Source organism: Stenotrophomonas sp. 96582_Sma (assembly GCF_056480905.1).
Window position 1 is genome coordinate 4,085,102 of sequence record NZ_CM151122.1, and the last position, 26,995, is coordinate 4,112,096.

At 65.0% G+C, this 26,995-nt stretch carries 22 protein-coding genes and 1 riboswitch; of the genes, 15 read left to right on the forward strand and 7 right to left on the reverse strand.

The genetic code is table 11. The features are described 5' to 3' along the window. Positions 1 to 17 precede the first annotated feature (17 nt). From ACZK2R_RS19105 to ACZK2R_RS19165, 13 genes are read left to right on the forward strand one after another with little or no spacing between them, the layout of a single operon-like run. Entirely contained in the window at positions 18 to 2,015 is a 1,998-nt protein-coding gene (locus ACZK2R_RS19105) for a conjugal transfer protein TraG (RefSeq protein WP_001163195.1), read from the forward strand. Beyond that, complete coding sequence (locus ACZK2R_RS19110; RefSeq protein WP_000085131.1) at positions 2,012 to 2,488, forward strand: ribbon-helix-helix protein, CopG family; 477 nt, start codon at positions 2,012 to 2,014, stop codon at positions 2,486 to 2,488. Before ACZK2R_RS19105 ends, ACZK2R_RS19110 begins: the two co-directional genes overlap by 4 nt. Next, complete coding sequence (gene trbB, locus ACZK2R_RS19115; protein ID WP_023093367.1) at positions 2,485 to 3,555, forward strand: P-type conjugative transfer ATPase TrbB; 1,071 nt, start codon at positions 2,485 to 2,487, stop codon at positions 3,553 to 3,555. The genes ACZK2R_RS19110 and trbB overlap by 4 nt, the downstream gene beginning before the upstream one ends. After that, on the forward strand, positions 3,552 to 3,938 hold the full coding sequence (locus ACZK2R_RS19120; protein ID WP_000150010.1) for a TrbC/VirB2 family type IV secretion system protein: 387 nt from the start codon (positions 3,552 to 3,554) through the stop codon (positions 3,936 to 3,938). Before trbB ends, ACZK2R_RS19120 begins: the two co-directional genes overlap by 4 nt. Then, on the forward strand, positions 3,935 to 4,204 hold the full coding sequence (locus ACZK2R_RS19125; RefSeq protein ID WP_003092280.1) for a VirB3 family type IV secretion system protein: 270 nt from the start codon (positions 3,935 to 3,937) through the stop codon (positions 4,202 to 4,204). The genes ACZK2R_RS19120 and ACZK2R_RS19125 overlap by 4 nt, the downstream gene beginning before the upstream one ends. Before the next feature lie 12 nt (positions 4,205 to 4,216). Continuing rightward, entirely contained in the window at positions 4,217 to 6,667 is a 2,451-nt protein-coding gene (gene trbE, locus ACZK2R_RS19130; protein WP_000933135.1) for a conjugal transfer protein TrbE, read from the forward strand. Next, positions 6,664 to 7,407, forward strand: coding sequence for a P-type conjugative transfer protein TrbJ (gene trbJ / locus ACZK2R_RS19135; RefSeq protein ID WP_003092277.1), 744 nt, complete (start codon positions 6,664 to 6,666; stop codon positions 7,405 to 7,407). Before trbE ends, trbJ begins: the two co-directional genes overlap by 4 nt. Before the next feature lie 33 nt (positions 7,408 to 7,440). Then, positions 7,441 to 7,746, forward strand: coding sequence for a hypothetical protein (locus ACZK2R_RS19140; RefSeq protein WP_425479879.1), 306 nt, complete (start codon positions 7,441 to 7,443; stop codon positions 7,744 to 7,746). Further along, positions 7,743 to 9,110 (forward strand): P-type conjugative transfer protein TrbL, encoded by a 1,368-nt coding sequence (trbL, locus tag ACZK2R_RS19145; protein WP_478487527.1) that lies wholly within the window; start codon positions 7,743 to 7,745, stop codon positions 9,108 to 9,110. Before ACZK2R_RS19140 ends, trbL begins: the two co-directional genes overlap by 4 nt. Positions 9,111 to 9,128: 18 nt before the next feature. After that, the gene (trbF, locus tag ACZK2R_RS19150) at positions 9,129 to 9,833 is read left to right on the forward strand and encodes a conjugal transfer protein TrbF (RefSeq protein WP_001211312.1); all 705 of its coding nucleotides are present in this window, start codon (positions 9,129 to 9,131) and stop codon (positions 9,831 to 9,833) included. Beyond that, positions 9,830 to 10,822: a P-type conjugative transfer protein TrbG gene (gene trbG / locus ACZK2R_RS19155; RefSeq protein WP_000776560.1), complete on the forward strand. Its 993-nt coding sequence runs from the start codon at positions 9,830 to 9,832 to the stop codon at positions 10,820 to 10,822. The genes trbF and trbG overlap by 4 nt, the downstream gene beginning before the upstream one ends. 2 nt (positions 10,823 to 10,824) lie before the next feature. After that, the gene (locus tag ACZK2R_RS19160) at positions 10,825 to 12,105 is read left to right on the forward strand and encodes a TraB/TrbI/VirB10 family type IV secretion system protein (RefSeq protein ID WP_003092274.1); all 1,281 of its coding nucleotides are present in this window, start codon (positions 10,825 to 10,827) and stop codon (positions 12,103 to 12,105) included. After that, a complete protein-coding gene (locus tag ACZK2R_RS19165; RefSeq protein ID WP_000108283.1) occupies positions 12,102 to 12,347 on the forward strand; it encodes a DUF2274 domain-containing protein in 246 nt (81 codons plus the stop codon). Before ACZK2R_RS19160 ends, ACZK2R_RS19165 begins: the two co-directional genes overlap by 4 nt. 297 nt (positions 12,348 to 12,644) lie before the next feature. Here ACZK2R_RS19165 and ACZK2R_RS19170 read toward each other — a convergent pair whose 3' ends face one another. The 6 genes from ACZK2R_RS19170 to thiC form a co-directional block, all read right to left on the reverse strand. Further along, positions 12,645 to 12,854 carry a hypothetical protein gene (locus ACZK2R_RS19170; protein WP_032128398.1) on the reverse strand — a complete coding sequence of 70 codons (210 nt, stop codon included), beginning with the start codon at positions 12,852 to 12,854 and terminating at the stop codon, positions 12,645 to 12,647. A gap of 170 nt (positions 12,855 to 13,024) precedes the next feature. Further along, positions 13,025 to 15,883, reverse strand: coding sequence for a TonB-dependent receptor (locus ACZK2R_RS19175; RefSeq protein WP_125895002.1), 2,859 nt, complete (start codon positions 15,881 to 15,883; stop codon positions 13,025 to 13,027). Between the two features lie 49 nt (positions 15,884 to 15,932). Further along, on the reverse strand, positions 15,933 to 16,832 hold the full coding sequence (locus ACZK2R_RS19180; protein ID WP_032128400.1) for a helix-turn-helix transcriptional regulator: 900 nt from the start codon (positions 16,830 to 16,832) through the stop codon (positions 15,933 to 15,935). A 115-nt stretch (positions 16,833 to 16,947) separates the two neighbouring features. Then, complete coding sequence (locus ACZK2R_RS19185; RefSeq protein ID WP_180838365.1) at positions 16,948 to 19,272, reverse strand: winged helix-turn-helix domain-containing protein; 2,325 nt, start codon at positions 19,270 to 19,272, stop codon at positions 16,948 to 16,950. Positions 19,273 to 19,532: 260 nt separating this feature from the next. Continuing rightward, a complete protein-coding gene (locus ACZK2R_RS19190) occupies positions 19,533 to 20,204 on the reverse strand; it encodes an ion channel (protein ID WP_032128402.1) in 672 nt (223 codons plus the stop codon). A gap of 137 nt (positions 20,205 to 20,341) precedes the next feature. Then, the gene (gene thiC / locus ACZK2R_RS19195; RefSeq protein ID WP_071228157.1) at positions 20,342 to 22,186 is read right to left on the reverse strand and encodes a phosphomethylpyrimidine synthase ThiC; all 1,845 of its coding nucleotides are present in this window, start codon (positions 22,184 to 22,186) and stop codon (positions 20,342 to 20,344) included. Between the two features lie 82 nt (positions 22,187 to 22,268). After that, a riboswitch (TPP riboswitch) is annotated at positions 22,269 to 22,370 on the reverse strand. A gap of 245 nt (positions 22,371 to 22,615) precedes the next feature. On the opposite strand from thiC, the gene ACZK2R_RS19200 reads away from it, so the two are divergent. After that, positions 22,616 to 24,193 (forward strand): BCCT family transporter, encoded by a 1,578-nt coding sequence (locus ACZK2R_RS19200; protein ID WP_049400562.1) that lies wholly within the window; start codon positions 22,616 to 22,618, stop codon positions 24,191 to 24,193. 559 nt (positions 24,194 to 24,752) lie between these two features. On the opposite strand, the gene ggt is transcribed toward ACZK2R_RS19200, so the two are convergent. Next, positions 24,753 to 26,546, reverse strand: a complete 1,794-nt coding sequence (gene ggt, locus ACZK2R_RS19205) for a gamma-glutamyltransferase (protein ID WP_223276850.1) — start codon at positions 26,544 to 26,546, stop codon at positions 24,753 to 24,755. Between ggt and ACZK2R_RS19210 the strand changes: the two genes are divergently transcribed. Next, a complete protein-coding gene (locus ACZK2R_RS19210) occupies positions 26,545 to 26,742 on the forward strand; it encodes a hypothetical protein (RefSeq protein ID WP_180838217.1) in 198 nt (65 codons plus the stop codon). The two genes, ggt and ACZK2R_RS19210, sit on opposite strands and share 2 nt — an antisense overlap. Positions 26,743 to 26,995 lie beyond the last annotated feature (253 nt).

Genomic DNA, 26,995 nt, shown 5'->3' on the forward strand with positions numbered 1-26,995 from the left:
AAATCGGAGGACAGGTCATGCAAGGGACGAACGTTCTGTTCGGCCAGATCGCTGTGGTAATCGGCATCGTGATCGCCGGCGTCTGGGGCGCCACACAATGGACAGCAGCGACCCTTGGCTATCAAGTACGCCTCGGATCGCCCTGGTTCGATCTTCTAGGTGTACCGGTTTATCACCCGTGGCGCTTGTTCGAATGGTGGTTCTTCTTTGATGCCTACGCGCCGCACGTCTTCGACACAGGCGGTGCGATTGCGGGTGGTAGCGGTTTGTTCGCTTTACTCGTCGCCATCGCCATGTCGGTATGGCGTTCTCGGCAGTCGCGGCTGGTTACGACTTATGGTTCGGCACGCTGGGCCGATGCCGTCGACATCCGCAAAGCTGGACTGACCCTCCCGGCGGGCGTCTTCCTCGGCCAACACGACGACCAATACCTCCGACATGAGGGGCCGGAACATGTCCTGAGCTTCGCACCCACGCGCTCGGGCAAGGGCGTGGGCTTGGTGGTGCCTACGTTGCTTTCGTGGCCGGCGTCCGCCGTCATTCACGACATTAAGGGAGAGAACTGGAAGATCACGGCGGGCTGGCGTTCGCGCTTTTCGCACTGCCTGCTTTTCAACCCCACCGATAGGCAGTCGGCCGCCTACAACCCGCTGCTTGAAGTCCGGCGCGGCGCACATGAAGTGCGCGACGTGCAGAACATCGCCGACATTCTGGTTGACCCTGAAGGTGCGTTAGAGAAGCGCAATCATTGGGAGAAGACCAGCCACGCGCTACTGGTCGGTGCAATCTTGCATGTTCTGTACGCAGGCGAGGACAAGACGCTGCGCGGCGTCGCCAACTTCCTCAGCGACCCGGCGTGTCCGTTCGAGCTGACGCTGCACCGGATGATGACGACGAAGCACCTGGGCGATGCGCCTCACCCGGTTGTCGCATCCGCTGCCCGCGAAGTGCTCAACAAGTCGGACAACGAGCGATCGGGCGTGCTCTCCACCGCCATGTCGTTTCTCGGCCTGTACCGCGACCCGACCGTGGCCGAAGTCACATCGCGCTGCGATTGGCGCATCGCCGACCTGATTTCCGCCGAGCACCCGGTATCGCTCTATCTGGTGGTGCCGCCCTCCGACATAAGCCGCACCAAGCCGCTGATCCGGCTCATCTTGAACCAGATCGGGCGGCGGCTGACCGAATCGCTCGACGGCAGCGATGGCATCGCGCGCCGGCACAAGCTGCTGCTGATGCTGGACGAGTTTCCGGCGCTGGGTCGCCTCGATTTTTTCGAGTCCGCGCTTGCCTTCATGGCCGGCTACGGCATCCGCAGCTTTCTCATCGCTCAAAGCCTGAACCAGATCGACAAGGCGTATGGGCAGAACCATTCCATCCTCGACAACTGCCATGTCCGGGTGACTTTCGCCACCAACGACGAAAGGACGGCGAAAAGGATTTCCGAAACCCTCGGCACCGCCACCGAGCTTCGCGCGCAGCGCAACTACGCGGGCCACCGCCTCGCTCCGTGGCTGGGGCACCTGATGGTGTCGCGTCAGGAAACTGCACGTCCGCTGCTGACGCCCGGCGAGGTGATGCAGCTTCCACCTGAGGACGCCGTAGTCATGGTGTCCAGCGTTGCCCCGATCCGCGCGAAGAAGCTGCGTTACTACGTCGACGCCAATTTCAAGGATCGCGTCCTGCCACCGCCCGTGCTCGCAGTCGGGAGGTACGCCGACGCGCCGCCAGCCCGCCCCGACGACTGGAGCGGCTTGGCGATCCCGGCCGTACCTACGGCGCCGACCTCGGTATCCGCCGATGGTCCGGGCGGCACCGATGACGGCGGCCCGCGCCGCCAGCTCGAACTCTCCGAAACCGTCGCCTACGAGCCCGAGTTGGACGCGTGTGCGAACGACCTGGAGCTGCTCGATGACGACGACCTGGCGCTCCCGCTTCCCGGCCAGCTCGACCCGGCCATGCAGCGCACGGCCCGGCTGGCTTCTCTCGACCCCAACGACGGAATCGACCTATGAGCCAATACCGCCTCAATCTTTTCATCCAGCCCGAGCACGCCAAGCGCCTGGATGAACTTGCCGCCAAGAAAGGCGTGTCCAAGTCCTCCATCGTCGCAGCGGCCTTGGCGTCCTGGCTGTCACCCGATGCGGGCGACCAGCGTGAGGCCGCCATTGCCAAGCGGCTGGATCGACTGTCGCGGCAGACCGAACGCATGGAGCGCGACCAGAACATCCAGATCGAAACGCTGGCGCTGTTCATCCGCTATTTCTTGACCATCAGCACGCCGGTGCCAGAAGCCCACAAGGACGCGGCCCGCGCCCAGGGCAAAGCGCGCTTCGAGCAGTTCGTCGAGCAGTTGGGTCGCCACCTGCTGCGTGGCCGCAGTCTGGTGCGCGACGTGGTGGAGGAACTGCACCCCGATCCGATGCGGATGGATGACGCAGCAGCGATGGCGTCCGCCGATGAGCGAGCTGCAGAGCGTGCGTCATGAGTGCCGTTCCGCAGATTCCGCCTGAATCTCGCTCATCCGCCGCGGCGTCCCAGGATCGCCGCATCCAGATGCTGCGCACGGCGATGGGGCCGCTGATCGCCGCTGCGCTCGAAGATCCGGATGTTGTGGAAATCATGCTCAACCCCGATCGCACCCTGTGGGTGGATCGGCTGTCGTCGGGTCGCTCGCCGCTGGGCGTGGAGATGCCCGAGGCCGATGGTGAACGCATCATCCGCCTGGTCGCCGCGCATGTCGGCGCGGAGGTGCATCGCGGCCAGCCGCTCTTGACCGCCGAGTTGCCGGAAACCGGCGAGCGTTTCGAGGGCATCCTGCCTCCGGCCGCCCCGGGGCCAGCCTTCGCGCTACGCAAGCGGGCCGTGAGCATCATCGGCCTGGATCGCTACGTGGCCGACGGCATCCTGACCGCCGGGCAGGCCGAGTTCCTGCGCCGCGCCGTGCGCGAGCGGCAGAACATCCTGATCGCCGGCGGCACCAGCACCGGCAAGACCACGCTGGCGAACGCGCTGCTGGCCGAGATCGCCGCCACAGGCGACCGCGTGCTGGTGCTCGAAGACACCATCGAGCTGCAATGCGCGGCCCGCGACCATGTGCCGCTGCGCACCCGCGCCGGCGTCGTCACAATGACCGAGCTGGTGCGGGCCACGATGCGCCTGCGGCCTGACCGCGTGATCGTCGGCGAAGTGCGTGGCGGCGAAGCCCTGGACTTGGTGAAGGTCTGGGGCACCGGCCACCCCGGCGGCATTGCCACCATCCATGCCGGCTCCGCCTTGGGCGCACTGCTGCGTCTGGAGCAACTGATCCTCGAAGTGGCAGTGAATCCGCCCCGCGCCCTGATCGCCGAGGCGGTCAACGTGGTGATTCACATCGCAGGCCGTGGCCGCAAACGTCACGTCGAAACCATCTCCCGTGTCGTCGGCTTCGACGGTGCGGGCTATCGCCTGACAGATGCGCTGGAAACGCCGTTTCCCGAGCTGCCGCCGGTTCCTCTTGCAGCCGCTGCCGCTGCGCCTTCCTCGACCCCTGACCAACCTGGAGAACTGCCATGACGCACGTTGATGCTTTCCGTCTTTCCGTAAATCCTATTTCTCGCCTGTCCAGCATGGCGCGGCTGCGCCACCTGGCCCGTCCCGCAGGGCAAGGGCTGCTGCTGGCCGCGCTGATGCTGTTGCTGGCGGGCACGGCGCAGGCCGCCGGTTCCTCGATGCCGTGGGAAGGGCCGCTGACCTCCATCCTCGAATCCATCCAAGGGCCAGTCGCCCGGATCGTGGCGGTGATCATCATCATCTCGACGGGGCTTGCGCTGGCGTTCGGTGATACCAGCGGCGGCTTTCGCAAGCTGATCCAGATCGTGTTCGGCCTGTCCATCGCGTTCGCCGCGTCCTCGTTCTTCCTGTCGTTCTTCAGCTTCTCCGGAGGGGCCGTCGTATGAGTAAGGCCACCGATCTTCCGGGCTTTGAAGTGCCGCTGCATCGCTCGCTGACCGAGCCGATCCTGCTGGGCGGTGCGCCGCGCACCGTGGCGATTGCCAACGGCACGCTAGCCGCCGCCGTCGGGCTGGGCCTGCAACTGTGGATTCCCGGCGTGGTGCTCTGGATCGTCGGCCACTCGCTGGCCGTATGGGGTGCGCGCGTCGATCCGCAGTTCATGCAGGTCTTCGCGCGGCATATCAAACACCGCCCGCTTCTGGACGTGTGAGGGGAGGACGCCATGCTGAACCTTGCCGAATATCGTCAGCGCCCGGCCTTGCTTGCCGACTGGCTGCCCTGGGCCGGGCTGGTCGCGCCGGGCGTTGTGCTGAACAAAGATGGTTCGTTTCAACGCACGTTCCAGTTTCGCGGCCCCGACTTGGACAGTGCGACACAGGGCGAGCTGATTGCCACGTCGGCGCGGCAGAACAACGCGCTTCGCCGTACCGGGTCTGGCTGGGCCTTCTATATCGAGGCCGAGCGGATGCGGGCATCGAGCTATCCGCAATCCTCCTTTCCCGAACCACTGTCCTGGCTGGTGGATGAGGAGCGACGCGCGGCGTTCGAGGAGTCGGATGGCCATTTCGAGAGCGTCTATCACTTCACGTTGCAACACCTACCGCCGCAAGAGTCTCGCGCCCGTGCGGCTGGGATGCTGTACGAGAACCGGCCCACTGAGGGTGTGGACTGGCGTGGTCGGCTTGATTCCTTCGTGGCAGAGACCGATCGCGTGTTCGACCTGCTCGATGGTGTGATGCCGGAGATTGCCTGGCTGGACGATAGCCAGACGCTGACCTACCTGCATGCCACAGTCTCCACGCGGCGCTATCGCGTCGGCGTGCCCGACGTGCCGTTCCATATCGACGCACTGCTGGCCGATGCCGCGCTGGTCGGCGGCCTGGCGCCCATGCTGGGCGATCAGCACCTGCGCGTGGTGTCGGTACGAGGCTTCCCGACCTCGACCTGGCCGGGGATCTTGGACGACCTCAACCGCCTGGGCTTTGCGTATCGCTGGAGTACGCGCTTCCTGTGCCTGGACAAAGCCGAGGCGGAACGGGAATTGGGGCGCTTGCGGCGCCAATGGTTCGCCAAGCGCAAGAACGTCATCGCGCTGCTGCGCGAAACGATCTTTCAGCAGGAAAGCCCGCTGGTCGATACCGATGCCAGCAACAAGGCCGCCGACGCCGATGCCGCCTTGCAGGAGCTGGGCAGCGATCAAGTCGCCTTCGGCTACCTCACCGCCACGGTGACGGTGCTCGACGCCGACCCGGCCGTGGCCGACGAGAAGCTGCGCATGGTGGAGCGCGTCATCCAGGGCCGGGGTTTCGTGACCATCCCCGAAACCCTCAACGCAGTCGATGCCTGGCTGTCGTCCGTCCCCGGCAACGCATACGCGAACGTGCGTCAGCCCATCGTTTCGACGCTGAACCTGGCGCACATGATGCCGATGTCAGCGGTATGGGCTGGGCCGGAGAAGAACGAACACCTCGATGGCCCGCCGCTGATCGTCACCCGCACCGATGGCGCGACGCCGTTCCGGCTGGTGACGCACATCGGCGACGTGGGGCACACCCTTGTCGCCGGGCCGACCGGCATGGGCAAGTCGGTGCTGCTCGCCATATTGGCCATGCAGTTCCGGCGCTACTTCGGCTCGCGGATCTTCGCCTTCGACATGGGGCGCTCGATGCGCGCCACCATCCTCGGCCTTGGCGGTGAGCACTACGACCTCGGTGCCGATGGCGGCATCGCCTTCCAGCCACTCGCGCGAATAGCCCACGAGGGCTACCGCACCTGGGCCGCCGAATGGGTGGAGGGCCGGCTGCTGCACGAAGGCGTGACGGTCGGCCCGGACGAGAAGGCTGCCATTTGGTCGGCGCTGCGAAGCCTTGCCGGTGCGCCAGTGGAGCAGCGCACCATGACCGGCTTGTCGGTGTTATTGCAGTCCAACGCGCTGCGCCAAGCGCTCGCGCCCTATGTGTTGGGCGGCGCCCACGGCAAGCTGCTGGACGCTGACCACGACCGGCTGGGCATGGCCGACGTGCAGGGCTTTGAGATGGAAGAACTGATGCACAGCCCCGCCGCCGTGCAAGCAGTGCTGCGCTACCTGTTCGCCCGCTTCGACGAACGTTTTGACGGCGCGCCCACGCTGCTGATCCTCGATGAAGCGTGGCTGTTCCTCGATGAGCCGTCCTTCGCGGCCCGCATCCGGCAATGGCTCAAGACGCTCAGAAAAAAGAACGTCAGCGTCATCTTTGCCACGCAGTCGCTGGCCGACATCAAGGACTCGACCATCGCGCCAGCCATCATCGAAAGCTGCGCGAGCAGGATCTTCTTACCTAACCCGCAGGCCACCGAGCCGCAGATTCGCACGATCTACGAAGGCTTCGGCTTGAACAGCCGCCAGATTGAGATCGTGGCGACCGCACAGCCCAAGCGCGATTACTACTACCAGTCGCGCCTCGGCAATCGCCTGTTCGACCTCGACCTGGGGCCTGTCGCGCTCGCATTCGCGGGCGCATCCACCCCTCAAGACCAACGCGATATTGACCGCGTGCTGACGCAGGCCGGCGCTCCCGGCTTCGCCGGCGCGTGGCTGCGCCATCGCGGCCTCGGCTGGGCCGCCGACCTGCTGCCGTCCGCTCCGGCGGCAGCTTCCTTTCTCGCTTCTCAACCGCTGGAGGTTTCACCATGAAGACCAAGCCCCGTTTGCTCTCTGTCTCACTCGCTGCCGTGCTGTCGGTATCGCTGCTGGCCGTGCAGCCCGCATCCGCGCTGACGGTGTTCGACCCGTCCAACTTCGTGCAGAACACGCTGACCGCCGTGCGCACGCTGGAACAGATCAACAACCAGATCAACCAGCTTCAGAACGAGGCGCAGATGTTGATGAACCAGGCCAGGAACCTGGCAAATCTCGACTTCAACATCGTCAACCGCCTGCGCTCGACGCTCGCCACCACCGAGCGCCTGATCGCCGAGGCGCGCGGCTTGGCCTACGACGTGCAGAGCATGGATGCCACGTTCGCCCGCCTGTACCCGGAACAGTACGCCGCCACCATCAGCGGCGACCGCATGGCACAGGACGCCCGCGAACGCTGGCAGAACACCTTGAACGGCTTGCACACCGCGATGCGGATGCAGGCGCAGGTGTCGCAGAACCTCGCCCAAGACGAAAGCGCGCTGGCCGATCTCGTGAGCCAGAGCCAGTCGGCCACCGGCGCGCTGCAAGCGATGCAGGCGACGAACCAGCTCCTGGCTTTGCAGGCCAAGCAGTCGATCCAGGCGCAGCAGCTCCAGATCACGCAAGACCGGGCCGCTTCACTGGAACTGGCGCGGCAAGCGGCGGCTATGGAGCGCGCCCGCGAAGTGCGGCGGCGCTTTCTGGGCACCGGCACGCCGTACACGCCGCAGTCCGTCAACTTCTATAACAACTGACCGGAGGCGGCCATGCGATGCGCTTCCGTCCTGATGGCCGTGCTGCTGACCGCGTGCGGCCAGCAGCCGGCCGAGAACCTGGCCGACGCCCTGGCCGCAGATCCGGTGCGGCTCAAGGCGTTGCGCGGGCAATGCGCGGCCGACCGGCAGGCCGTGGGCGAGGATGCCTGCCGCGCCGCCGCTGAAGCCTTCCGGCGGCGCTTCTTCGCCGGCCATACCGGGCCGGATGAATACAACTCGCTGGCTGAACTCCCGCCGATTCCGCCGAGCTTCGATACGCCCGCAGATGAATTGCCAGAGGGCGCCGTTCCGCTCACTCCGCCCGAGGATTCGCCATGAACGACGTGACCATCATCGACCGTTTCCTCGATACGTTCTCGCGCTACATCGACTCGGGCTTCGGCTTATTGCAGGGCGAAGTGGCATTTCTCACCGCCACGCTCATCGTCATCGACATGACGATCGCTGGCCTGTATTGGGCCATGAGCCACGCCACCGGCCAGGGCGACGACGTGATCGCCAAGCTGCTGCGCAAGGTGCTCTGTGTCGGCGCGTTCGCCTACATCATCGGCAACTTCAACTGGCTGGCGAGCATCGTGTTCCGCTCGTTCGCCGGCTTGGGAATTACCGCTACCGGCTCGGCCATCACGATGGAGAACTTCCTTCAGCCGGGCCGGCTGGCGAAGACCGGCATCGACGCAGCCGCGCCGATTCTGGAACAGATCGGGGACATGGCTGGGTTCCCCGAGGTGTTCGTGAACATCGACCCTATCGTGGTTCTGTTCATCGCCTGGCTGGTGGTGATCCTCTGCTTCTTCGTGCTGGCCGTACAGCTTTTCATCACGCTGATCGAGTTCAAACTGACTACGCTCGCCGGCTTCGTCTTGATCCCGTTTGCACTCTGGAACAAGACCTCGTTCCTCGCGGAAAAGGTGCTAGGCAACGTGGTGTCGTCAGGCATCAAGGTCTTGGCGCTGGCCGTCATCGTCGGCATCGGTTCAGGCCTGTTCGCCGAGTTCCAGGTGCATCCCGACGAACCATCCATCGACCACGCGCTGGTCGTGATGCTGGCCTCGCTCGCGCTGCTGGCGCTGGGCATTTTCGGCCCCGGTATCGCCACCGGCCTGGTGTCCGGTGCGCCACAGCTTGGTGCGGGCGCGATGGCTGGTGCTGCGGTCGGGGCTGTCGGCACCGGCGTTGCCATCGGCGCCGCCGTAACGGGCGTGGGCGGCGCCGTCATGGCCGGGGCACGAATGGCCCCGGCGGCCGCAAAGCTGGCCGGTGCCGGTGCGCGTGCCGCGACTTCGGCGGCCGGCAGTGCCCGATCGGCGTTCCAGGCCGGTTCCGCTGCGGCCGGCGGCGGTGCCAAGGGCGCGGCGGCTGGCCTCGGCAATGTCGCCAAGACTGGCGCACAAGCCGCAGGCCGCAGCGTCACCTCTGGTGCTTCCGCTGTTGGGCAGAAGGTGGCCGACTCCTTCCGCGCTGGCTGGAACGGCACAGAAGCCGGCAGCGACGGTGCTGGCCCCGGCCAGACCGCAGACGGCACCGCAGGCTCGCAGAAGCAAGAGCAACCGGCCTGGGCCAAGCGGATGCACCGCCGCCAGCAGGCTACCCATGCCGCGACCACTGCCGCCCACACGCTGCGCGGCGGCGACGGCGGCGGCTCCGGGCAAGGCCCGAGCCTGCGGGATTCCGATACCTAACCTTCAAGGAGAACACCCATGCGATTCAAACGACCGCAGGTGCGCTACGCCGATACGCCGCAGCCTGCCACCCCGTATCAAGCCGCCGCCCAGGTGTGGGACGACCGTATCGGCTCCGCCCGCGTGCAGGCGAAGAATTGGCGCCTGATGGCCTTCGGCTGCCTAGTGCTCGCGCTGTTGATGGCCGGCGGCCTGGTGTGGCGCTCGGCGCAGTCCATCGTGACGCCCTATGTCATCGAGGTCGATCAAGCCGGGCAGGTGCGCGCCGTGGGAGAGGCCGCCACGCCGTACCGGCCCGGCGACGCGCAGATCGCGCACCACCTGGCGCGCTTCGTGACGCTGGTTCGCTCGCTGTCCATCGACCCCATCGTGGTGCGGCAGAACTGGCTCGATGCCTACGACTACACCACCGACAAGGGCGCGGCGGTGCTCAACGACTACGCCCGCACCAATGACCCATTCGCCCGCATCGGCAAGGAATCGGTAACGGTGCAAATCACCAGCGTGGTTCGCGCGAGCGACACGTCTTTCAACGTGCGCTGGACAGAGCAGCGCTATGTCAACGGTGCGCCCGCCGGCACCGAACGCTGGAACGCCGTGCTTTCGACCGTCCTGCAAACCCCGCGTACTGAACAGCGCCTGCTCAAGAACCCATTGGGTATCTACGTCAACGGCCTGTCATGGAGCCGCGAACTGGATTCTTCCGAAGGAGCCAAACCATGAAACTTCGTTTCCGCCTTTACGTTGTTCCTTTGACGCTGCTGGCCCTCGCGGGCTGCGCCTCGCAGGGGAAGCCGCCGCCATCCATCTCGCTCGACGAGACGGTGCTGGCCCAGCCGTTGCCCGAACCGCCCAAGCCCGTCGAAGTCGTCGCCGTCCCTGAACCGCTGGCGCTGCCGGCGCAGTTGAAGCCCCTGCCGGAACTCGATGAGGCCCCCGTTGCGCCGGAGCCGGCCGACGAAAAGGTGCGCGTTTCCCGTGCCAATGCAGAAGCGCGTATCGCGCCTACCCGTGAGGGCTACGTCAACGCGATTCAGGTGTGGCCGTTCACCGATGGCGCGCTTTATCAGGTCTATGCGTCGCCGGGGCGCGTGACGGTGGTTTCGCTTCAACCGGGCGAGGAACTGGTAACGGTCGCCGCCGGCGATACCGTGCGCTGGATCGTGGGCGACACGTCCAGCGGCGGCGGGGCCGATCTGCGCGTCAATGTGCTGGTCAAGCCTATCCGCTCCGGTCTGAAAACCAATCTCGTCATCACCACCAGTCGGCGCACCTACCTGCTGGAGCTGACCTCGACCGAGAGGGCATGGATGGCGTCGGTGTCCTGGGACTATCCGAAAGACCGAATGCTCGCGTTGCAGCGCCAGGCGCAGGCAGCGCAGGCAACAACGCCTGTCGATACGGGCCTGTCGCTGGACAAGATCCGCTTCCGCTACGCGGTATCGGGCAGCAACCCGCCGTGGAAGCCTCTGCGCGCCTTCGATGATGGAGAGAAGGTCTATATCCAGTTCCCGCCGGGCATCGCCCAGGGCGAGCTGCCGCCGCTGTTTGTCATCGGCGCGCAGGGCGACGGGCAACTGGTGAACTACCGTTTTCGCTCGCCGTACTACGTCGTGGATCGCCTGTTCGGCGCGGCCGAACTGCGGCTGGGCGGCGATGGCGGCGACGTGGTGCGGATCGAGCGCACCGATGGTGTTGCACGGAGGAACTGACCATGAGCCAGGATGACACTCCCGACCTTGCCGCGCCGCAGGCGGACAAGGTGGCGCCGGAGGCAGTGGCGCTGCGCGCCCAGCCGCGTCCAGTCACACGCCTGAACCGGCGCTCGCTGGCCATCCTTGCCGGCGTCCTAGCGGTCGCCGTGCTCGGCGCGCTGATGTGGTCGCTGCAACCTCATCGACGCAGCACAGGCGAGCAGACCGAGCTTTACAACGTCGATCGCGTGTCAAAGTCGGAAGGACTGGATGCGCTGCCGACGGACTATTCCAAGCTGCCGCCGGCGTTGCTGCCTGCCGTTCCCGAACTAGGGCCACCGCTGCCGGGCGATCTTGGCCCGGCTATCGTGAAGTCGCAGCAACCGGCGACGGCTGCCTACGCGGCCCCCGGTCACGACCCGAACGATGCCCTGCGAAAAGAAGCCGAGGCGGCCGCGGCCTCGTCCGTGTTCTTCCGCTCGGGTGGGCAGAATGCGGCGCCGGTAGCGCAGACACAGGTGGCCGCTGCGCCGGGCTTCGCCGCCAATGCGGCGTTTGACCCGCTGGCGGCCGGGCCGGCCTCCACGGCGGCCCAACCTGCTGACCCGACAGCGGTGCAAAACCGGCAAGACCAGAAAGAGGCTTTCATGAAAGCTGGCCCCACTGAAACCCGTAATTCCGGCAATCTGACTCTGCCAATTTCGCCGTATCAGGTTATGGCCGGAACAGTGGTCGCAGGTGCCTTGGTGACGGGCATCAAGTCGGACTTGCCCGGCGACGTGATCGCCACGGTGACGGAGCCGGTCTATGACACAGCCACCGGGCGCTTCCTGCTGATTCCGCAGGGTTCGCGCATCCTGGGCAAATACAACAGCCAGGTCAGCTACGGGCAGAGCCGCGTTCAAGTCGTCTGGAACCGGATCATCCTGCCGGACACGTCTTCGCTCACGCTCGACAACCTGGCCGGCACCGACCCAGCCGGCTATGCCGGGCTGGAGGACGATGTGGACTACCACTGGGGCCGCATCTTTGCCGGTGCGGCACTCACCACGCTGCTGGGCGTCGGTGCCGAGCTGGCCGCGCCGGAGAACCGGCAGGATGGTGATCGCGTCATCATCGCTGGGCGCGACAGCGCGCAGGACAGCATCAATCAGGTCGGCCAGGAGATGACCCGGCGCAACCTCAACATCCAGCCGACCTTAACGCAACGGCCGGGCCTGCCGGTTCGCATCATCGTCAACCGGGATCTGGTGCTGCGGCCGTACCAGCCGCTGTTCTTCAACCGGGGGACTTCACGATGAGCACGACCAAGAAGCTGCGGCTCGGCCCGCTGCCGAAGACCGAGAGCACCAAGCTGACTTTCGTTTGCCCGACCAGCTTGAAAGTCGACCTCGACCGCTACGCCGCGCTACACGCGCAGGCGTATGGCGAGGCCGTTGATGCGGCGACGCTGATCCCGCATATGCTGGAAGCGTTCATGGCGGGGGATCGAGGATTCAGGAAGGGCACGGCGACCCGCAGCACACCACCGAAGCCGCCATGATTGCACCGCATGCTATTCAACGGCATCCATCGAACGCGCAGCCCAGGCTGCGCGTTCTTCATTCTGGATGCCGCCGAGCCTGTTGGGCTATGATGATGCGACAGGCCCGCCGTTCCTCGGCAATCCAGCACTACACAGTGCGATGCGGCTTTCTCTCCCAACGCTCCTATGTCGCTCCTAGCCGACAACGCCGCTCTTCTTCTAAGCGGCCCCGAAAGGAGCTAACCTACTGTCCCATATACGGTTTCAAGTCCTTCTTGATTTGCGCGAAAGAATTGACACCGGCACTTTTTTGCATCAGCGCGCGCCGCAGGCGTCCTGCACGCAGTGGCGATACTGCAGATCGCACATGACCTTCGAATTGCCTGCAGCCAGGCATTGCTGGCGCAGCTCTTCGCAGTATAGCCCGCCCCCACAGACGCCACCGGTCTGGGCGAACACCGCACCCACCAATGTTGCATAGATCAGTGCAGCAGCAGACAGTTTGTGCAACAGCGTGCTCTTCATCGCTCTCTCCATGTGCAAGTGTCCGCAAGTGGACCCAGCAACTGTGTTGATTGCGACACGACAGGAACGTGACTCTGCTCACCTTCCACGACATTTCGGAATTCCGCTACAAAAAAAGAGGGCGGACCTTGCGGTCCGCCCTCCCGGTATTGCTATCGCACTTCGAACGATCAGAAGCGCTGGGTGTACTTCATGTACAGGAAGCGACCGACGTCGAAGCCACCATAGTAGGCGAAGCTCGAGTTCGGCGCCGAGTACTGCAGCGCACCGCGGTGATCGAACACGTTGTTCGCACCCAGGGCGATGGTGGCATCCCACGGAGCCTTCCAGCTGACCTGCACGTCGTGGAAGGTGTTGGAGCCGGTGTGGCGCAGCGGATCCGGCTCACCATTGGCGTAGTGGTTCGGGGCGTCGCACCATGCGTCGTCGATGCAGCTTTCCTTCATGCCCGAGTAGTAACGAGCAGTCCAGTTGACACCGAAGTCACCCAGCTCCCAGTTCACGCCCAGGTTCGAACGGACGCGGAACAGGCCCGGCTCACCAACGCGACCGATGGTGATGTTCTCACCCTTCTTGTTCTGGCCGGCTTCGTCGTACTTGGCCAGGTAGCTGGTCTGCCAGTCGATGCTGAACTTGCCGATCGACAGTTCCGGCAGGCGGTACTTGACACCCAGGTCGTAGCCTTCGGTCTCCATCGAGCCGAGGTTGGCCAGGCCGTAGGTCAGCGCCTCGATATGGCCATCGGCGGCACGGGTGACGCCTTCGCAGCGAGCTGCGTTGCCCAGCACGTAGCAGTCACGCAGGATGCGATCAACGCTGTCAGCGATGATCATGTTCTTCAGCTCGTAGCGGTACCAGTCGAGCGAGATGTCCAGGCCCTGCACCCAACGCGGGCTCCAGACCAGGCCAACCGTCTTGCTCTTGGAGGTTTCCGGCTTCAGAGCCGAATTCGAACCGCTGACGAACTGGTCCGGGGTCGCGCACGGGAAGGTGCTGCAAGGCGCGAAGCCCTGGCCGACCTGCACGTAGTTGGCCGGCACGCCAGCCCCGGCGCAGGCAGCATTGCCAGCGACGTTGCCCGGCGAGGTCGAACCGCACGGATCGGTGTAACGCTCGAAGCTCGAGTTGGTGCCGCCGTACAGATCGTCGACGGTCGGCGCGCGGAAGCCTTCTGCGTAGGTACCGCGGACCAGCAGCTCTTCGATCGGGCGCCACACCAGGCCGAACTTCGAGTTGATCGTGTCACCGAAGTTGCTGTAGTCGGAGTAGCGGCTGGCGACGTTGAAGGTCAGTTCCTTGGCAAACGGCAGGTCCGACAGGATCGGCACGTTCAGTTCCAGGTAGAACTCATCCAGCGAGTAGTTGCCCGAGGTGGTGGTCGACGCCAGGCCGGTCGACTGGCCCGACTGACGGAAGGCGTCCGGCACGAAGCGGCCTTCTTCCTTGCGGTGCTCGTAGCCCATGGCCACGCCCAGGTCACCGGCCGGCAGCTCGAACAGCGAACCGGACAGGTTGGCGGTGTAGCTGGTGGTCTTGGTCACACCGGTGTCGGTGTAGGTCGGGAACAGGAAGTTCTGCAGATCACGGTCGGCAAGCGAGCCCTGGCCGTTGACGCCATACGGCAGCAGCGGGTTCCACGGACGGCACTGGCTCAGCGGGATCGGCTTGGCAGAAGTACCGCACTGGGCAACACCCTGGCCATTGATGAACGACTGGCCCAATGCCTGACGCGAGGCGATCAGGCTCATGTCGCCGTAGCCGGTCTTGGTCAGCTCGTTGCGGTTCCACAGCGCGCCGACGTCCCAATCCCAGGTCTTGCCAGCGAATTCGAAGAAGCCGCTCAGGCTCGGCGCGAAGCGCAGGGTCTTGAGGTCGCTCTTGGTGGTACGCGGCACTTCCCACAGGCGGCGACGGAACTCGACGTCCTGACCGATCGGGTTGAACGCGCTGTCCTTCGACAGCGGGGTACCGAACGACAGCGACTGGTACGGGTAACCCGCGATCTGCTGGTCAGTGGTGCGCTGGTTGTACAGCACGTCAGCATTGAAAGTGATCGAGTCGGCCAGATCGTAGCTGCCGTTGACGTACACGGACTTACGCTCGATGCCGGTCTGCACCATCATCTGCTGGTTGGCATTGGAGTACTCGGCCGGGGTCAGCTGGTGGTAGTCGGCCGCATTCTTCGGGTCACCGCCCGGGTTCAGGGTCATCCACTCCGGCTGCGGCTGGCCTGCAGCGCGCGGCTTGCAGTCGCCCCACACGCGCGGATCGCACCAGGTGCTGTTCTGGCTCAGCGGGCTCCAATCACCGGAGGTGGTGTTCGGGCCCAGGCCGCCGTCGCGGCTGAACCAACGATCCTTCGCCCACACCGGATCCTGCTTGGAGTATTCGGCCGACAGGGTCACGCCGCCACGCTCGCCTTCGGAGCCGAGGGTGAACGAGTAGGTGTTGGTGTCGCCGTCGCCGCGGCCGTACTGGCCGACGTAGACGCTGGCTTCAGCACCGTCGAAGCGCTTGCGGGTGATCACATTGACCACGCCAGCGATGGCGTCCGAACCGTAGATGGCGGAGGCGCCATCCTTCAGCACTTCGATGCGCTCGACGGCGGCCATCGGAATCTGGCTCAGATCCTGGTAGCCGGCAGTGGTCGCGCCCAGCCGCTTGCCGTTCATCAGCACCAGGGTGCGCTGCGCGCCCAGGTTGCGCAGGTCGACGTAGTAGCCGCCAACGTTTTCGCCGGAGGACAGCGAGTCCGCACGGGAAATGGCCGGCGAACCTGCCGAGGTCAGGTTCTGCAGGACATCGGCGACGGTGGTGTAGCCCTGCTTTTCCAGGTTCTCACGGCTCAGGGTGAGGACCGGCTGCTGGGTCTCCATCGAGGCGCCGCGGATGCGCGAGCCCGTGATTTCGATGCGATCCAGGGTGGTCGCATCCTTTGCTTCCTGTGCAGAAGCAAAGGCGGGCGTCAGCGCCAACGCAATGCCAGCCGGCAGAAGGCCCAGCCGCACTGCGGGATTACGAACGTTCATCTATCTCTCCAAGGTACGTGTTAGCAGCGTGTTAAAACACCCCAGCACGTTACGATTGCGTTGCAGCGCTGTATTTGCGCGAACCAACCGGAGACTTTGCAGATTGTGGCGGCAGCAAGCCGCCGTTCTCCCTGAAGCGCGATGCGGACTGGCCGTAGCGGGCGCGGAACGCACGCGCGAAGCTGCAGCAGTTGTCGAAGCCACTGGCTGCAGCAACTTCGCCGACCATCATGTCGGTGTCACGCAGCAGGTCGGCAGCGCGCTCAAGGCGCAGCCGCGCCGAAAGCGACTGCGGGCTTTCCTCGTACAGGCTCTGGAAGGTCTTGGAGAGATACCAGCTGGAGAAGTTGGTCAGCTCGGCCAGTTCACCGATGCGCACCACGCGGTGGCTGTTGCCTTCCAGGTACAGGCGGGCGCGCTGCATGCGGCCGAACACCTGGCGCTTGCGGCTGCGCGAGCGCCCCGGGCAACGCTGCACGTTGTCGGCCAGCCCACGCTGCAGGCCCGCCAGGTGCAGCAGCAGCGGGCGCAGTGCCTGTGCCGGCTGGCCACTGGCCAGCGCATCGCGCCACAGGCGCAGCGCAACGCGGGCATCGCCACGGTTCATGCGGCCACGCCCGGCATACAGACCGCAATCGGCCATCTCGGCCAGCACGCGCAGCGCTTCGACCGTCAGGTTCAGGCCAACGCACAAGCCGTTGCGACCGGCCTGCACCAGCGGCCGCGACTCCTTCTCGAAGGCGATCCACTCGCCCTGGCGCAAGCGGAAGCGTCCTTCCTTGGCTTCCACCCAGGAGCTGCCGCGCACCTGCATCCACACAGTGAAGCTGCTGCCTGCGGTCTGCAGGCTGCCGAGCCGGGCCACGCCCAGGCAGGTCGGCGCAGCATCGTCGAGCGACCGGTCCAGAGAGACGGTTTGGCCGCGATCGGCCAGCGAGAGTTGACGCATGGGGGCACCACGGATTTGCCTAGTACAGGCCTCCGTTTTGCCAAATCAGGCGGCACCACGTCAGGAAAGTCAGACGAGATCGCCACGAATTCGCGGCGAGGTCGCCACGAAGAAATTACGAAGGCCCATTTCCGTTGAACAACAACAACTTGGAGAACGCCGGAAGCAGCGTCGGCGAGCGCTCGGGCAAACGCATCACACCGATGTCGGCACCGTCGCTGACCGCCATTGCCACGAACAGGGTGCGCCCATCGGCGCCGGCACTCAGCCCGTTGCCGGCACTGAGGCGTTCCGCATCCAGGCAGCGTTCCGGTTCCTCGCGCCCGGCCTGGATCAGCACCAGTGTCGTACCGCAGCGGGTGGACGTACCGAGATAGCCGATCGCACTGTTGCCGGCCACGGTCCAGGCCCGGTACCGCCACCGGCTGGGCTGGTCATCGCTGATCTGCTGCACGCTGCCTGACGCCAGCGCCGCATCCACCGACCACAGGCCGCCTGCCGCCAGGCGGGTGAACAGCACACGCCCGCTGCTGCGATCGAACCGCGCCTGAGACACGCCCTCGATGCTGGCAAGGCGGCGCCAAGGCTGCACGCTTCGATCAAACAGGCTCAGCCGGGTCTGTTGCAGGTCATCGCGCTCGACTACCAGCAGCTGGTCCGGGTTTGCACCGTACAGTGCCTGCAGCGGCTGCTCCGACGGTACCGGCAACGGCTGGACGCGTTCGTCACGCGGTGCGATCTCATAGACCACCGTGCGTCCGTGTTCGTCGCGCCCCACCACCAGCAACCGCCGGCTGTCGGCCGACCAGTCCGGTGCCTGACGTGCCTCAGGCCGCAATCCTTCGATAGGCCGCAGCGAATCGGGGCGCTCCATGTCCGCCCACCACAGCGCGAAGCTGCCTGAACGATCGGACGTGAACACCAGTTGGCGTCCATCCGGCGCCGCCATCGGCTGCCCATCCCGACCACTGGATGCAAACAAGCGCTGCGGGGGTGAACCGCCCTCCATCGGCACCTTGAAGATGCCGAACTGCGCGCGGCGGTGAACGAAGGCCAGCATCCCCGCGCGGCGCGCCGTCGCCGGCCATTGTGCGTCGTCGAGCCCGGCGTCGCGCAGCGTGCGGCTCTCGACGTCCAGGTAGTACAGGCGCACCTCACTGTCGACACGGCGTCCAAACACGATCGTCCGGCCATCACGCAACCAGGCCCAGCCACGCAGTTCAGCGGCCTCGTTGGTCAGCTGCTCGGGCGTGCCACCCGCGGCCGGCATGCGCCACAGGTCGCCCAGCTGCGGATTGCGCACGAATACCAGCCACTTGCCATCAGGCGAGTAGCGCGGCGCATAGTCGAAGTCATCCTCGGCGACACCGTAGTCCAACGCCTCCCATTGGCCACTGGCCAGATCAAGCTTGCGGATGCCGCGATGGGCATAGCGCCCCACCATGCTGCCGAACACCAGGCCACGGCCGTCCGGCGTCCAGTCGAAACTGAGCAGCTCGGTGCCATCGCACCGTGTGGCCTGGCGCAGGGCACCACCGGTCGCGCTGGCGATCAGCACCTGGCAACCGCCGTTGTTGCTGAACCGCGCGAAGGCGATCTCGCGTCCATCCGGCGACCAGCTCGGGAAGCGATCGACCGAGCCGGCCGGCGGAGCCAGCAGCTGCCGCGCAGGCGCGTTGCCGGAGGTCTGCACCTTGATCGCGCCACCGCCCTGCCCGTCTTCGTTGGCGCCCTCATAGGCCACCAATGAACCATCGGGTGAAAGCGTGGGATAGGTTTCAAAGCCGCTGGTCGCGGTGATCAACCGATAGGGACGCTGCGGGCTGCCGATCACGCGCGTGCCGTTCTCCACGGCCGCGTCCACAGCTGAACTGCTGGCCGGTGCCCGCCGCAGCAGCAGCGCGGTCAGCACCACCACCGTGGCCAGCATCAGCACGCCCAGCACCAGCAGTACGCGCCGGCGGACGTGGCGCCAGCGGCGGCGCGATGCCTGCACGTGTGGCGGCATCATCTCGGCGATGGCCATCGCCGGTTGCATGTCCACGATTTCGTCATCGGCTCCCGCGGGCGGCGCCGGCTCGACATCGTCCAGTACCTGCACCGGCACCAGCAGGCGATAGCCGGTCTTGGCGATGGTCTCGATATAGGCCTGGCCGTTGTCGTCGTCGTTGCTGAACGCCTTGCGCAGCTGGGTGACGGCCTGGGTAAGCACATCATTGGTCGGCAGCGTGTCCGGCCAGACTTCCGCGAACAGTTCATCGCGGGTGACAACACGCCCCGGCTGGCGCAGCAGCACACGCAGCACGCCCAGCGCCTTCGGCGTCAGCCGACGCGGGCGACGCGCACCCACGACCTCGACTTCGCGCGAGGACAGAGTGACAGTGCACTCTCCTATCCGGATCCGATCGAATCCGGGGGGCTGGTTTTCACTGCTGTTCATTTTCCGCTACACAGTAGAGACAGGTCCGGGGCAGCGTTTGCCTTCGATACCCTCCCGTCCTGGGAACAGCAAAAAGCCAGACTCCGCACAAAGCATCGGCGCATACCGCAAAAACAATGAAGCGGGCGAATACTAGCCTATGCGGGTTACCTCGCCTATCGCGTGGTCGACATCCAGGCTCTCTCTCGCCGACGCATTCACATAATTTGCTGCACCATTCGCGCCCTGCGGGGCGCGAAATTTTTATCTGGCGTTCATTTTCACATGCGCCGCAGCATGGTCAATCCAACCAGTCGCGAAACCACCAAAGCTACGTACATCACGCCTGAAAACTGCTCCAGCATGACCAAGGCGCGCGCCTGCGGATGCAGTGGCACAACGTCGCTCAAGCCAACACCCGAGAGCAAACTGAAGCTCAGATAAAGAAGCTCCATCCAGGTGCGCTGCGCGCCACCACCGGTGCCCTGGAAACTGCCCGGATACCATTGCTGGCACACGGCGAAAGCAAACGCGAAGGCCCACGCCAGCAACGTGAATGTCGCACCTGCTGCGAACAGTTCATCGCGGGTGACTTTATGGTCCTGGAGCATGTAGGCGATGAGCGCACCGGCCGTATAGAAGTACAGCAGGCTTTCCAGCAGCTGCGCGGTGGTCAGCAGCGCACTGCGATCCAGCAGTGCGCCGGCCAGCGAGAACACCACCGAAGGAATGGCCAGCAGCAGTGCCAGCCAGGTGCCCAGCGGACTGCGCTGGACCACCCACAGCGCCAGGCCGAGTACCGCCATGCCGAACATGCCCAGTGCCGCACGGCCGCCGGCGGTGTCATCAAGTGCGGGATACAGCAGCACCGCGATCAACTGGGCACCCAGCAGCCAGGCCGAAGGATGGCGGCGGGCAATGGCCAGCCAGCGGGTGGTGATGGCAACGGGCATGGCGTCCTTCCCCAGGGTGATGGGCGGAGGATAGCCGGGAGCGACGTGATGAGCGGTAGTGCCGGCCACTGGCCGGCACTCTCCCGGTCCCACGCACGACGGAATGCCGGCCAGCGGCCGGCACTACCCGTTACACGTCAGCCCTGGTGATAGACCTCGGCGCCGGCCGCGCGAAACTCTTCCGACTTCTCCTTCATGCCGGCCTCGGCGTAGTCGCGCACGTCCTGGGTGATCTTCATCGAGCAGAAGTGCGGGCCGCACATCGAGCAGAAGTGCGCCAGCTTGTGCGCATCCTTCGGCAGCGTCTCATCATGGAATTCCTTGGCCTTCTCCGGGTCCAGCCCGAGATGGAACTGGTCTTCCCAGCGGAACTCGAAGCGTGCCTTGCTCAGCGCGTTGTCGCGCACCTGTGCGCCGGGGTGTCCCTTGGCCAGGTCGGCCGCATGCGCGGCGATGCGGTAGGCCATGATGCCGTCGCGTACGTCCTGGCGGTTGGGCAGGCCGAGGTGCTCCTTCGGCGTCACGTAGCACAGCATCGCCGTACCGAACCAACCGATCATCGCCGCACCGATCGCGCTGGTGATGTGGTCGTAGCCCGGTGCGATGTCGGTGGTCAGCGGCCCCAGCGTATAGAACGGCGCTTCGCCGCATTCGCGCAGCTGCTTGTCCATGTTCTCCTTGATCAGCTGCATCGGCACGTGGCCGGGGCCTTCGATCATGGTCTGCACGTCGTGCTTCCAGGCGATCTTCGTCAGTTCGCCCAGCGTCTCCAGCTCACCGAACTGCGCAGCGTCGTTGGCATCGGCGATGCAGCCCGGGCGCAGGCCGTCACCCAGCGAGAAGGTCACGTCATAGGCCTTCATGATTTCGCAGATGTCTTCGAAATGCGTGTAGAGGAAGTTCTCCTTGTGGTGTGCCAGGCACCACTTGGCCATGATCGAGCCACCGCGGCTGACGATGCCGGTGACCCGCTTGGCGGTGAGCGGAACATAGCGCAGCAGCACGCCAGCGTGGATGGTGAAGTAATCCACGCCCTGCTCGGCCTGTTCGATCAGCGTGTCACGGAAAATTTCCCAGGTGAGCGCCTCGGCGCGGCCGTCGACCTTCTCCAGCGCCTGGTAGATCGGCACGGTACCGATCGCCACCGGCGAGTTGCGGATGATCCACTCGCGGGTCTCATGGATGTGCTTGCCAGTGGACAGGTCCATCACCGTGTCACCGCCCCAGCGGATCGCCCACACCAGCTTCTCCACCTCCTCGGCAATGCCCGAGGAAACAGCGCTGTTGCCGATGTTGGCGTTGATCTTGGTCAGGAAATTGCGGCCGATGATCATCGGCTCGCTTTCCGGATGGTTGATGTTGTTGGGCAGCACCGCACGGCCGCGGGCGATTTCGTCGCGCACGAACTCCGGGGTGATGATCTTCTGGATCGAAGCGCCGAACGCCTCGCCCGGGTGCTGCTGCAGCAGCCCGGCATCGCGGATCGCGTCCAGCCGCTGGTTCTCGCGGATGGCGACGAATTCCATTTCCGGCGTGATGATGCCGCGGCGCGCGTAGTGCATCTGGGTGACGTTGGCACCTGCACGCGCACGGCGAGGCAGGCTGCGCGCGGGGAAGCGCACCGCATCAAGCTTCGGGTCATGCTCGCGATCGCGACCGAACGAAGAGCTCAGTCCTTCCAGCCGCTCGGTATCACCGCGTTCTTCCACCCAGCCGCGACGCAGTGCCGGCAAACCAGCGGACAGATCGATGCGCACCTCCGGATCGGTGTACGGGCCCGACGTGTCGTAAACGGTCACCGGTGCATTCTCTTCGCCGCCGAACAAGGTCGGCGTGCGGGTCAGCGCGATCTCGCGCATCGGCACCTGCAGATCCGGGCGTGAACCGGGCACGTGGATCTTGCGCGAGCCGGGAATGGGCCGGGTCACGGATTCGGAGAGTTGCTGGGCCTGTTGCTGCAGGGCGGAGAGCTGTGCGTTCATCGGGCATCGTCCAGGAAGGTCAGGGACGAAGCGGCGGCGCACTGCTGCCGCGCCCGGACGGTCCTTGGGCGGAGTCCGGGCATGGCTGCACTACAAAGCTTCCCTACGCCGGTATGAGCCGGATCAGGTTCCAAGGGACTGTCTCAACCGTGGCCACATGGCCGCGGTACCCCCGCTTCTTGGTGTGCATTAGAGCATAGAACGCACTGCAGCTCCTGGCTGTTCCATCCACGCACGGCGTGGATCCGCTGTTTCTGTATTAACAGAACCGTGACATCGCATTCAGTAACGTGCACACGCATCGTGCCGCTGCGGCCGGTGTTTCCCCGCCGCCTCCGCGGCCCCTGCCCGGTCTGTGCTGCATGTCGCCGGCCCCTCGCAGCAAGCTCTGCTCGCTCCCCTCAATCCCTTGATCGGAGAAGCTCCTTCATGGTGTTTCGCGTTTCCATCGCACTGGTTCTGCTTCTGGTGCTGCTTGCCGGTGTTGCACCCGGCCCCTTCAATACCGTGGTGCAGTCGGTACTGGCCGATGTCATCCGCAGTGTCGGCTGGCTCTATCTTCTGGTCGTGTTCCTGGCACTGACGTTCCTGATGTATCTGGCATTCGGTCGCTTCGGCAACCTGCGCATCGGCGGTGAAGATGCCGAGCCGGAGTTCTCGCGCGCCAGCTGGATGTCGATGCTGTTCGCCGCCGGCATGGGCATCGGCCTTGTGTTCTGGGGCGCCGCCGAGCCGATTTCCCACTTCACCAAGCCTCCGGAAGGCCTCGCACCGCAGAGCATGGACGCGGCGCGGGCTTCGATGCGCTATGCATTCTTCCACTGGGGCCTGCACCCGTGGGCGATCTACGCGCTGATCGGCCTGGCCATGGCCTGGTTCCAGTTCAACCGCAATGGCCGTGGACTGGTCAGTGACATGCTGCAACCGATCATCGGCCGGCACCATCGCGGCTGGATCGGACGCGTGGTCAACATCGCCGCGGTTGTTGCCACTGCCATTGGCGTGGCCACCACGCTGGGGTTCGGTACCATCCAGATCGCTGCCGGCATGGAACGCGTGTTCGGCCTGCACGCGGGTGTGCCACTGCAGCTGACCATCATCGCCATCGCGTTCGTGCTGTACATGGCCTCCACCGCCAGCGGTGTCGAGCGCGGGGTGAAGTGGCTGTCCAACTTCAATCTTGCGCTGGCCGCGCTTCTTGCGGCCACCGTACTGGTGCTGGGTCCGACCGGATTCATCTTCGATACGTTCACCACCACACTGGGGTCGTACCTCAACCAGCTGGTGACGATGAGCCTGCGCATGTCGCCGTTCTCGGGCAGCACATGGGTGGCGGACTGGACCATCTTCTACTGGGCGTGGTGGATTTCCTGGGCCCCGTTCGTCGGCTCGTTCATCGCGCGCATCTCGCGTGGGCGCAGCGTCCGCGAGTTCGTCATCGGCGTCGTGCTGGCACCCACGGTGCTGGGCTTCTTCTGGTTCGCGGTGTTTGGTGGTACTGCGCTGTGGGCGCAGATCTTCGGCCACGCCGACCTGGTGCAGGCGCTGGGCAATGGCTATGAAACGGTGCTGTTCACCCTGTTTGACAGCATGCCGCTGCCCTTGCTGCTTTCCTGCATCGCACTGGTGCTGCTGATGATCTTCTTCGTGACATCAGCCGATTCGGCGGTGCTGGTGCTGGCCAGCATGTCCACTGACGAGGCAGGCGATCCGCCGTTGAAGCGCAAGCTGGCCTGGGGCATCGCGGTGGCGCTGATCGCAGCGGCGTTGCTGCTGGCCGGTGGCCTGGATGCACTGCAGGGCATGATCACGATTGCGGCGTTGCCATTCGCGCTGCTGATGGTGCTGGTGATGGTGTCGCTGTACCGGGTGCTGGACCAGGAGTACACGCGCGAGCGGCGGCAGGCGCAGCGCCAGCGGCATATGATCGATGCGTGGATCGCGCGCGAGATGGCGGCGCAGGAGGAGACCCAGGCGGAGGCGGCGCGCGCGCACGATCAGGATTGAGGGTGTTTTGCAGCCTGCGGCTGCACCGCTTCTTTCAAGCAAGTGCAGATTCAAAAGCCAGAGCGGCTCTGGGTTTCTGCTGGTTGGGCGGGGCGGTGTGGGTAGGCAGGACACGCCGTAAACCCGTCCCTGGGGGCTCGATGGCGCCATCCATGGCGCCAACGGTCCTGCCCACCCACACCGCCCCACCCCCGACAGGTTACGTGTGACGGTTGGTCCATCCACGCCATGCGTGGATGAGGTGTATCGGAAAACAAGAAGGGGTCGGATTCGTTTTCCTCCGGAAAATGGATCCGCCCCCTACTCACAGCACGCGGCTGTTGCCGTTGCCTTTGTTCTTGATCTTCTTTTTTCTTTTCCCGCGGTGATGGCCACGGAAACTGTCAGGGGCCGGGCGGGTGGGCTGGGCGGGGGTGTCCGCGGCATGGATGCCGCGGCCAAGCCTCCAGGGACGGATTCACGGCGTCCCCCGACCAGCCCACCCGCCCGGCCCAATCACATGATCCCGCTTCCACGAACCATCACCGCGGAGGGGGCTGCGCCCGGTGGCCGGGAAACCTCAATACCCCGCCGCCTGCCCATCCTTTCGACTCTCAGACGCACCGTAGTAAACGCCGGATTCCGGATCACGCATGATCGCCTGATACCCACCATACGGACCGTCGGCGAACACGATGCGATGCCCCTTGCGCATCAACGCACGCACCGTTTCATACGGGAAGCCGGTTTCCAGATTCACTTCACCACCGTCGGTCATCGCCGTGGCCTGACCTGTCGGTTCAGTCGAGCCCTCGTGCTGGATGCGCGGTGCATCACCGGCTTCCTGCAGGTTCATGCCGAAATCCACCAGGTTCATCACGATCTGCGCGTGGCCCTGCGGCTGCATCGCGCCACCCATCACGCCGAAGCTGGCATACGGCTTGCCGCCCTTGGTGATGAACCCCGGGATGATGGTCTGGAAGGGACGCTTGCCCGGCGCGTAGCCGTTGGGATGGTTCTTCTGCAGCACGAACATCTCGCCACGGTCCTGCAGAATGAAACCCAGACCGGGCGGTGCCATGCCGCTGCCCATGCCACGGTAGTTGGACTGGATCAGCGAAACCATCATGCCGTCGGCGTCGGCCACGGTCATGTAGATCGTGTCGCCCTCCTCCAGCTGCTTCGGCGTGCCCGGCTGCACTTCCTTCAGCGCCTTGTCCATCGAGATCAGCGCGCGGCGCTGTGCGGCGTAGTCCTTGGAAATCAGCTTCTGCACCGGCGCCGGCTGGAACGCCATGTCGGCATAGAAGCGCGCGCGATCGGCGAAGGCCAGCTTCTTCGCTTCAACGAACAGGTGCACATGCTCCGGTGAACCGAAGGGAATCTTCGAGAAGTCGTAGCCTTCCAGCACGTTGAGGATCTGCAGCGCGGCGATGCCCTGGCTGTTCGGCGGCAGCTCCCACACGTCGTAGCCACGGTAGTTGCTGCTGACCGGTTCGACCCACTCACCGTGGTGGTCAGCCATGTCCTGGTAGCTCAGGTAGCCACCGTTGGCCTTGAAATAGTCGCCGATGGTGCGGGCGATATCGCCCTTGTAGAAGGCATCACGGCCGCCGTCGGCGATCTTCTGCAGCGTACTGGCCAGATTCGGGTTCTTCCACATCTCACCCTTGCGCGGGGCGTGGCCGTTGATCGTGAACTGTTCCTTGAACCCCGGATACTGCGACAGCTTGGGCACCGAGCGGTCCCAGTAGTAGGCGATCACCTCAGCCACCGGGTGACCCTCGCGGGCGTAACGGATGGCCGGTGCCAGGTTGTCCGCCATCGGCTTGCGGCCGAAGCGGTCGTGCAGTGCGAACCAGCCGTCGACAGCGCCCGGTACCGACACCGGCAGTGGACCGGTGGCCGGGATGTCCTTCAGGCCACGGCGCTGGAACTCGGCCAGGGTGAGCGACTTCGGCGAGCGGCCCGAGCCGTTGTAGCCGTAGAGCTTCTGCGTCTTCGGGTCCCACACGATGGCGAACAGGTCGCCCCCGATGCCGTTGCCGGTGGGCTCCATCAGGCCGAGCGCGGCGTTGGCGGCAATCGCCGCGTCCACCGCCGAGCCACCGCCCTTCATCACGTCCAGCGCGATCTGGGTGGCCAGCGGCTGCGAGGTGGCGGCCATCGCATGCGGGGCGATCACCTCCGAACGGGTGGCAAAGGTGTGGCCGGTGATGCGGTCGGCGGCAGAAGACAGTGCGGGCACAGCGGCCAGTAGAGCAGCGGCCAGCAGGGAACGGGCAAGGCGTCGGGACACGGTCGGGTTCCGATGGAAGGGTGGTCCCTCGATCTTCGCCGCTGCGGCCTTCACGCGGTATCGGGCAGAGGTCATGGACGTTGATCCTGGGATGGGGTGCGGAAGCTCCGCACCCGCCAAGGCGAAAATCCGCCGGATTCCGCGCAAAAGCCGGCCTGAAAGGAGTGAATTGGGGTTCACCGAAACACTTTCAGCGGCAACCATCCTTGTGCCGCAAGCGATTGCGCTGGATGCACTGGAAACCGATAAAAAAATCCGTCGCGAGGGTTGACAGCGCCGAAACGGCTGTGTTTCTCTCGATCACATGTTGCATCACAACACGCCACCGCGAACCCACATCGAAGCCGCCGATATCGGCGCCGCTTCGCTGCGTTCGATTCTTGTGCTCGTACTTATTACCCAACCAACAGGTGCGGGACGAGCCAGCGTGTAAGCAACAAACACACCGGAACTCTTCAAAAACCCGCACCCGCCCCGGTGCGGGTTTTTTCATTTCAGGACCTGGTTTCAGACGCAACCACCAT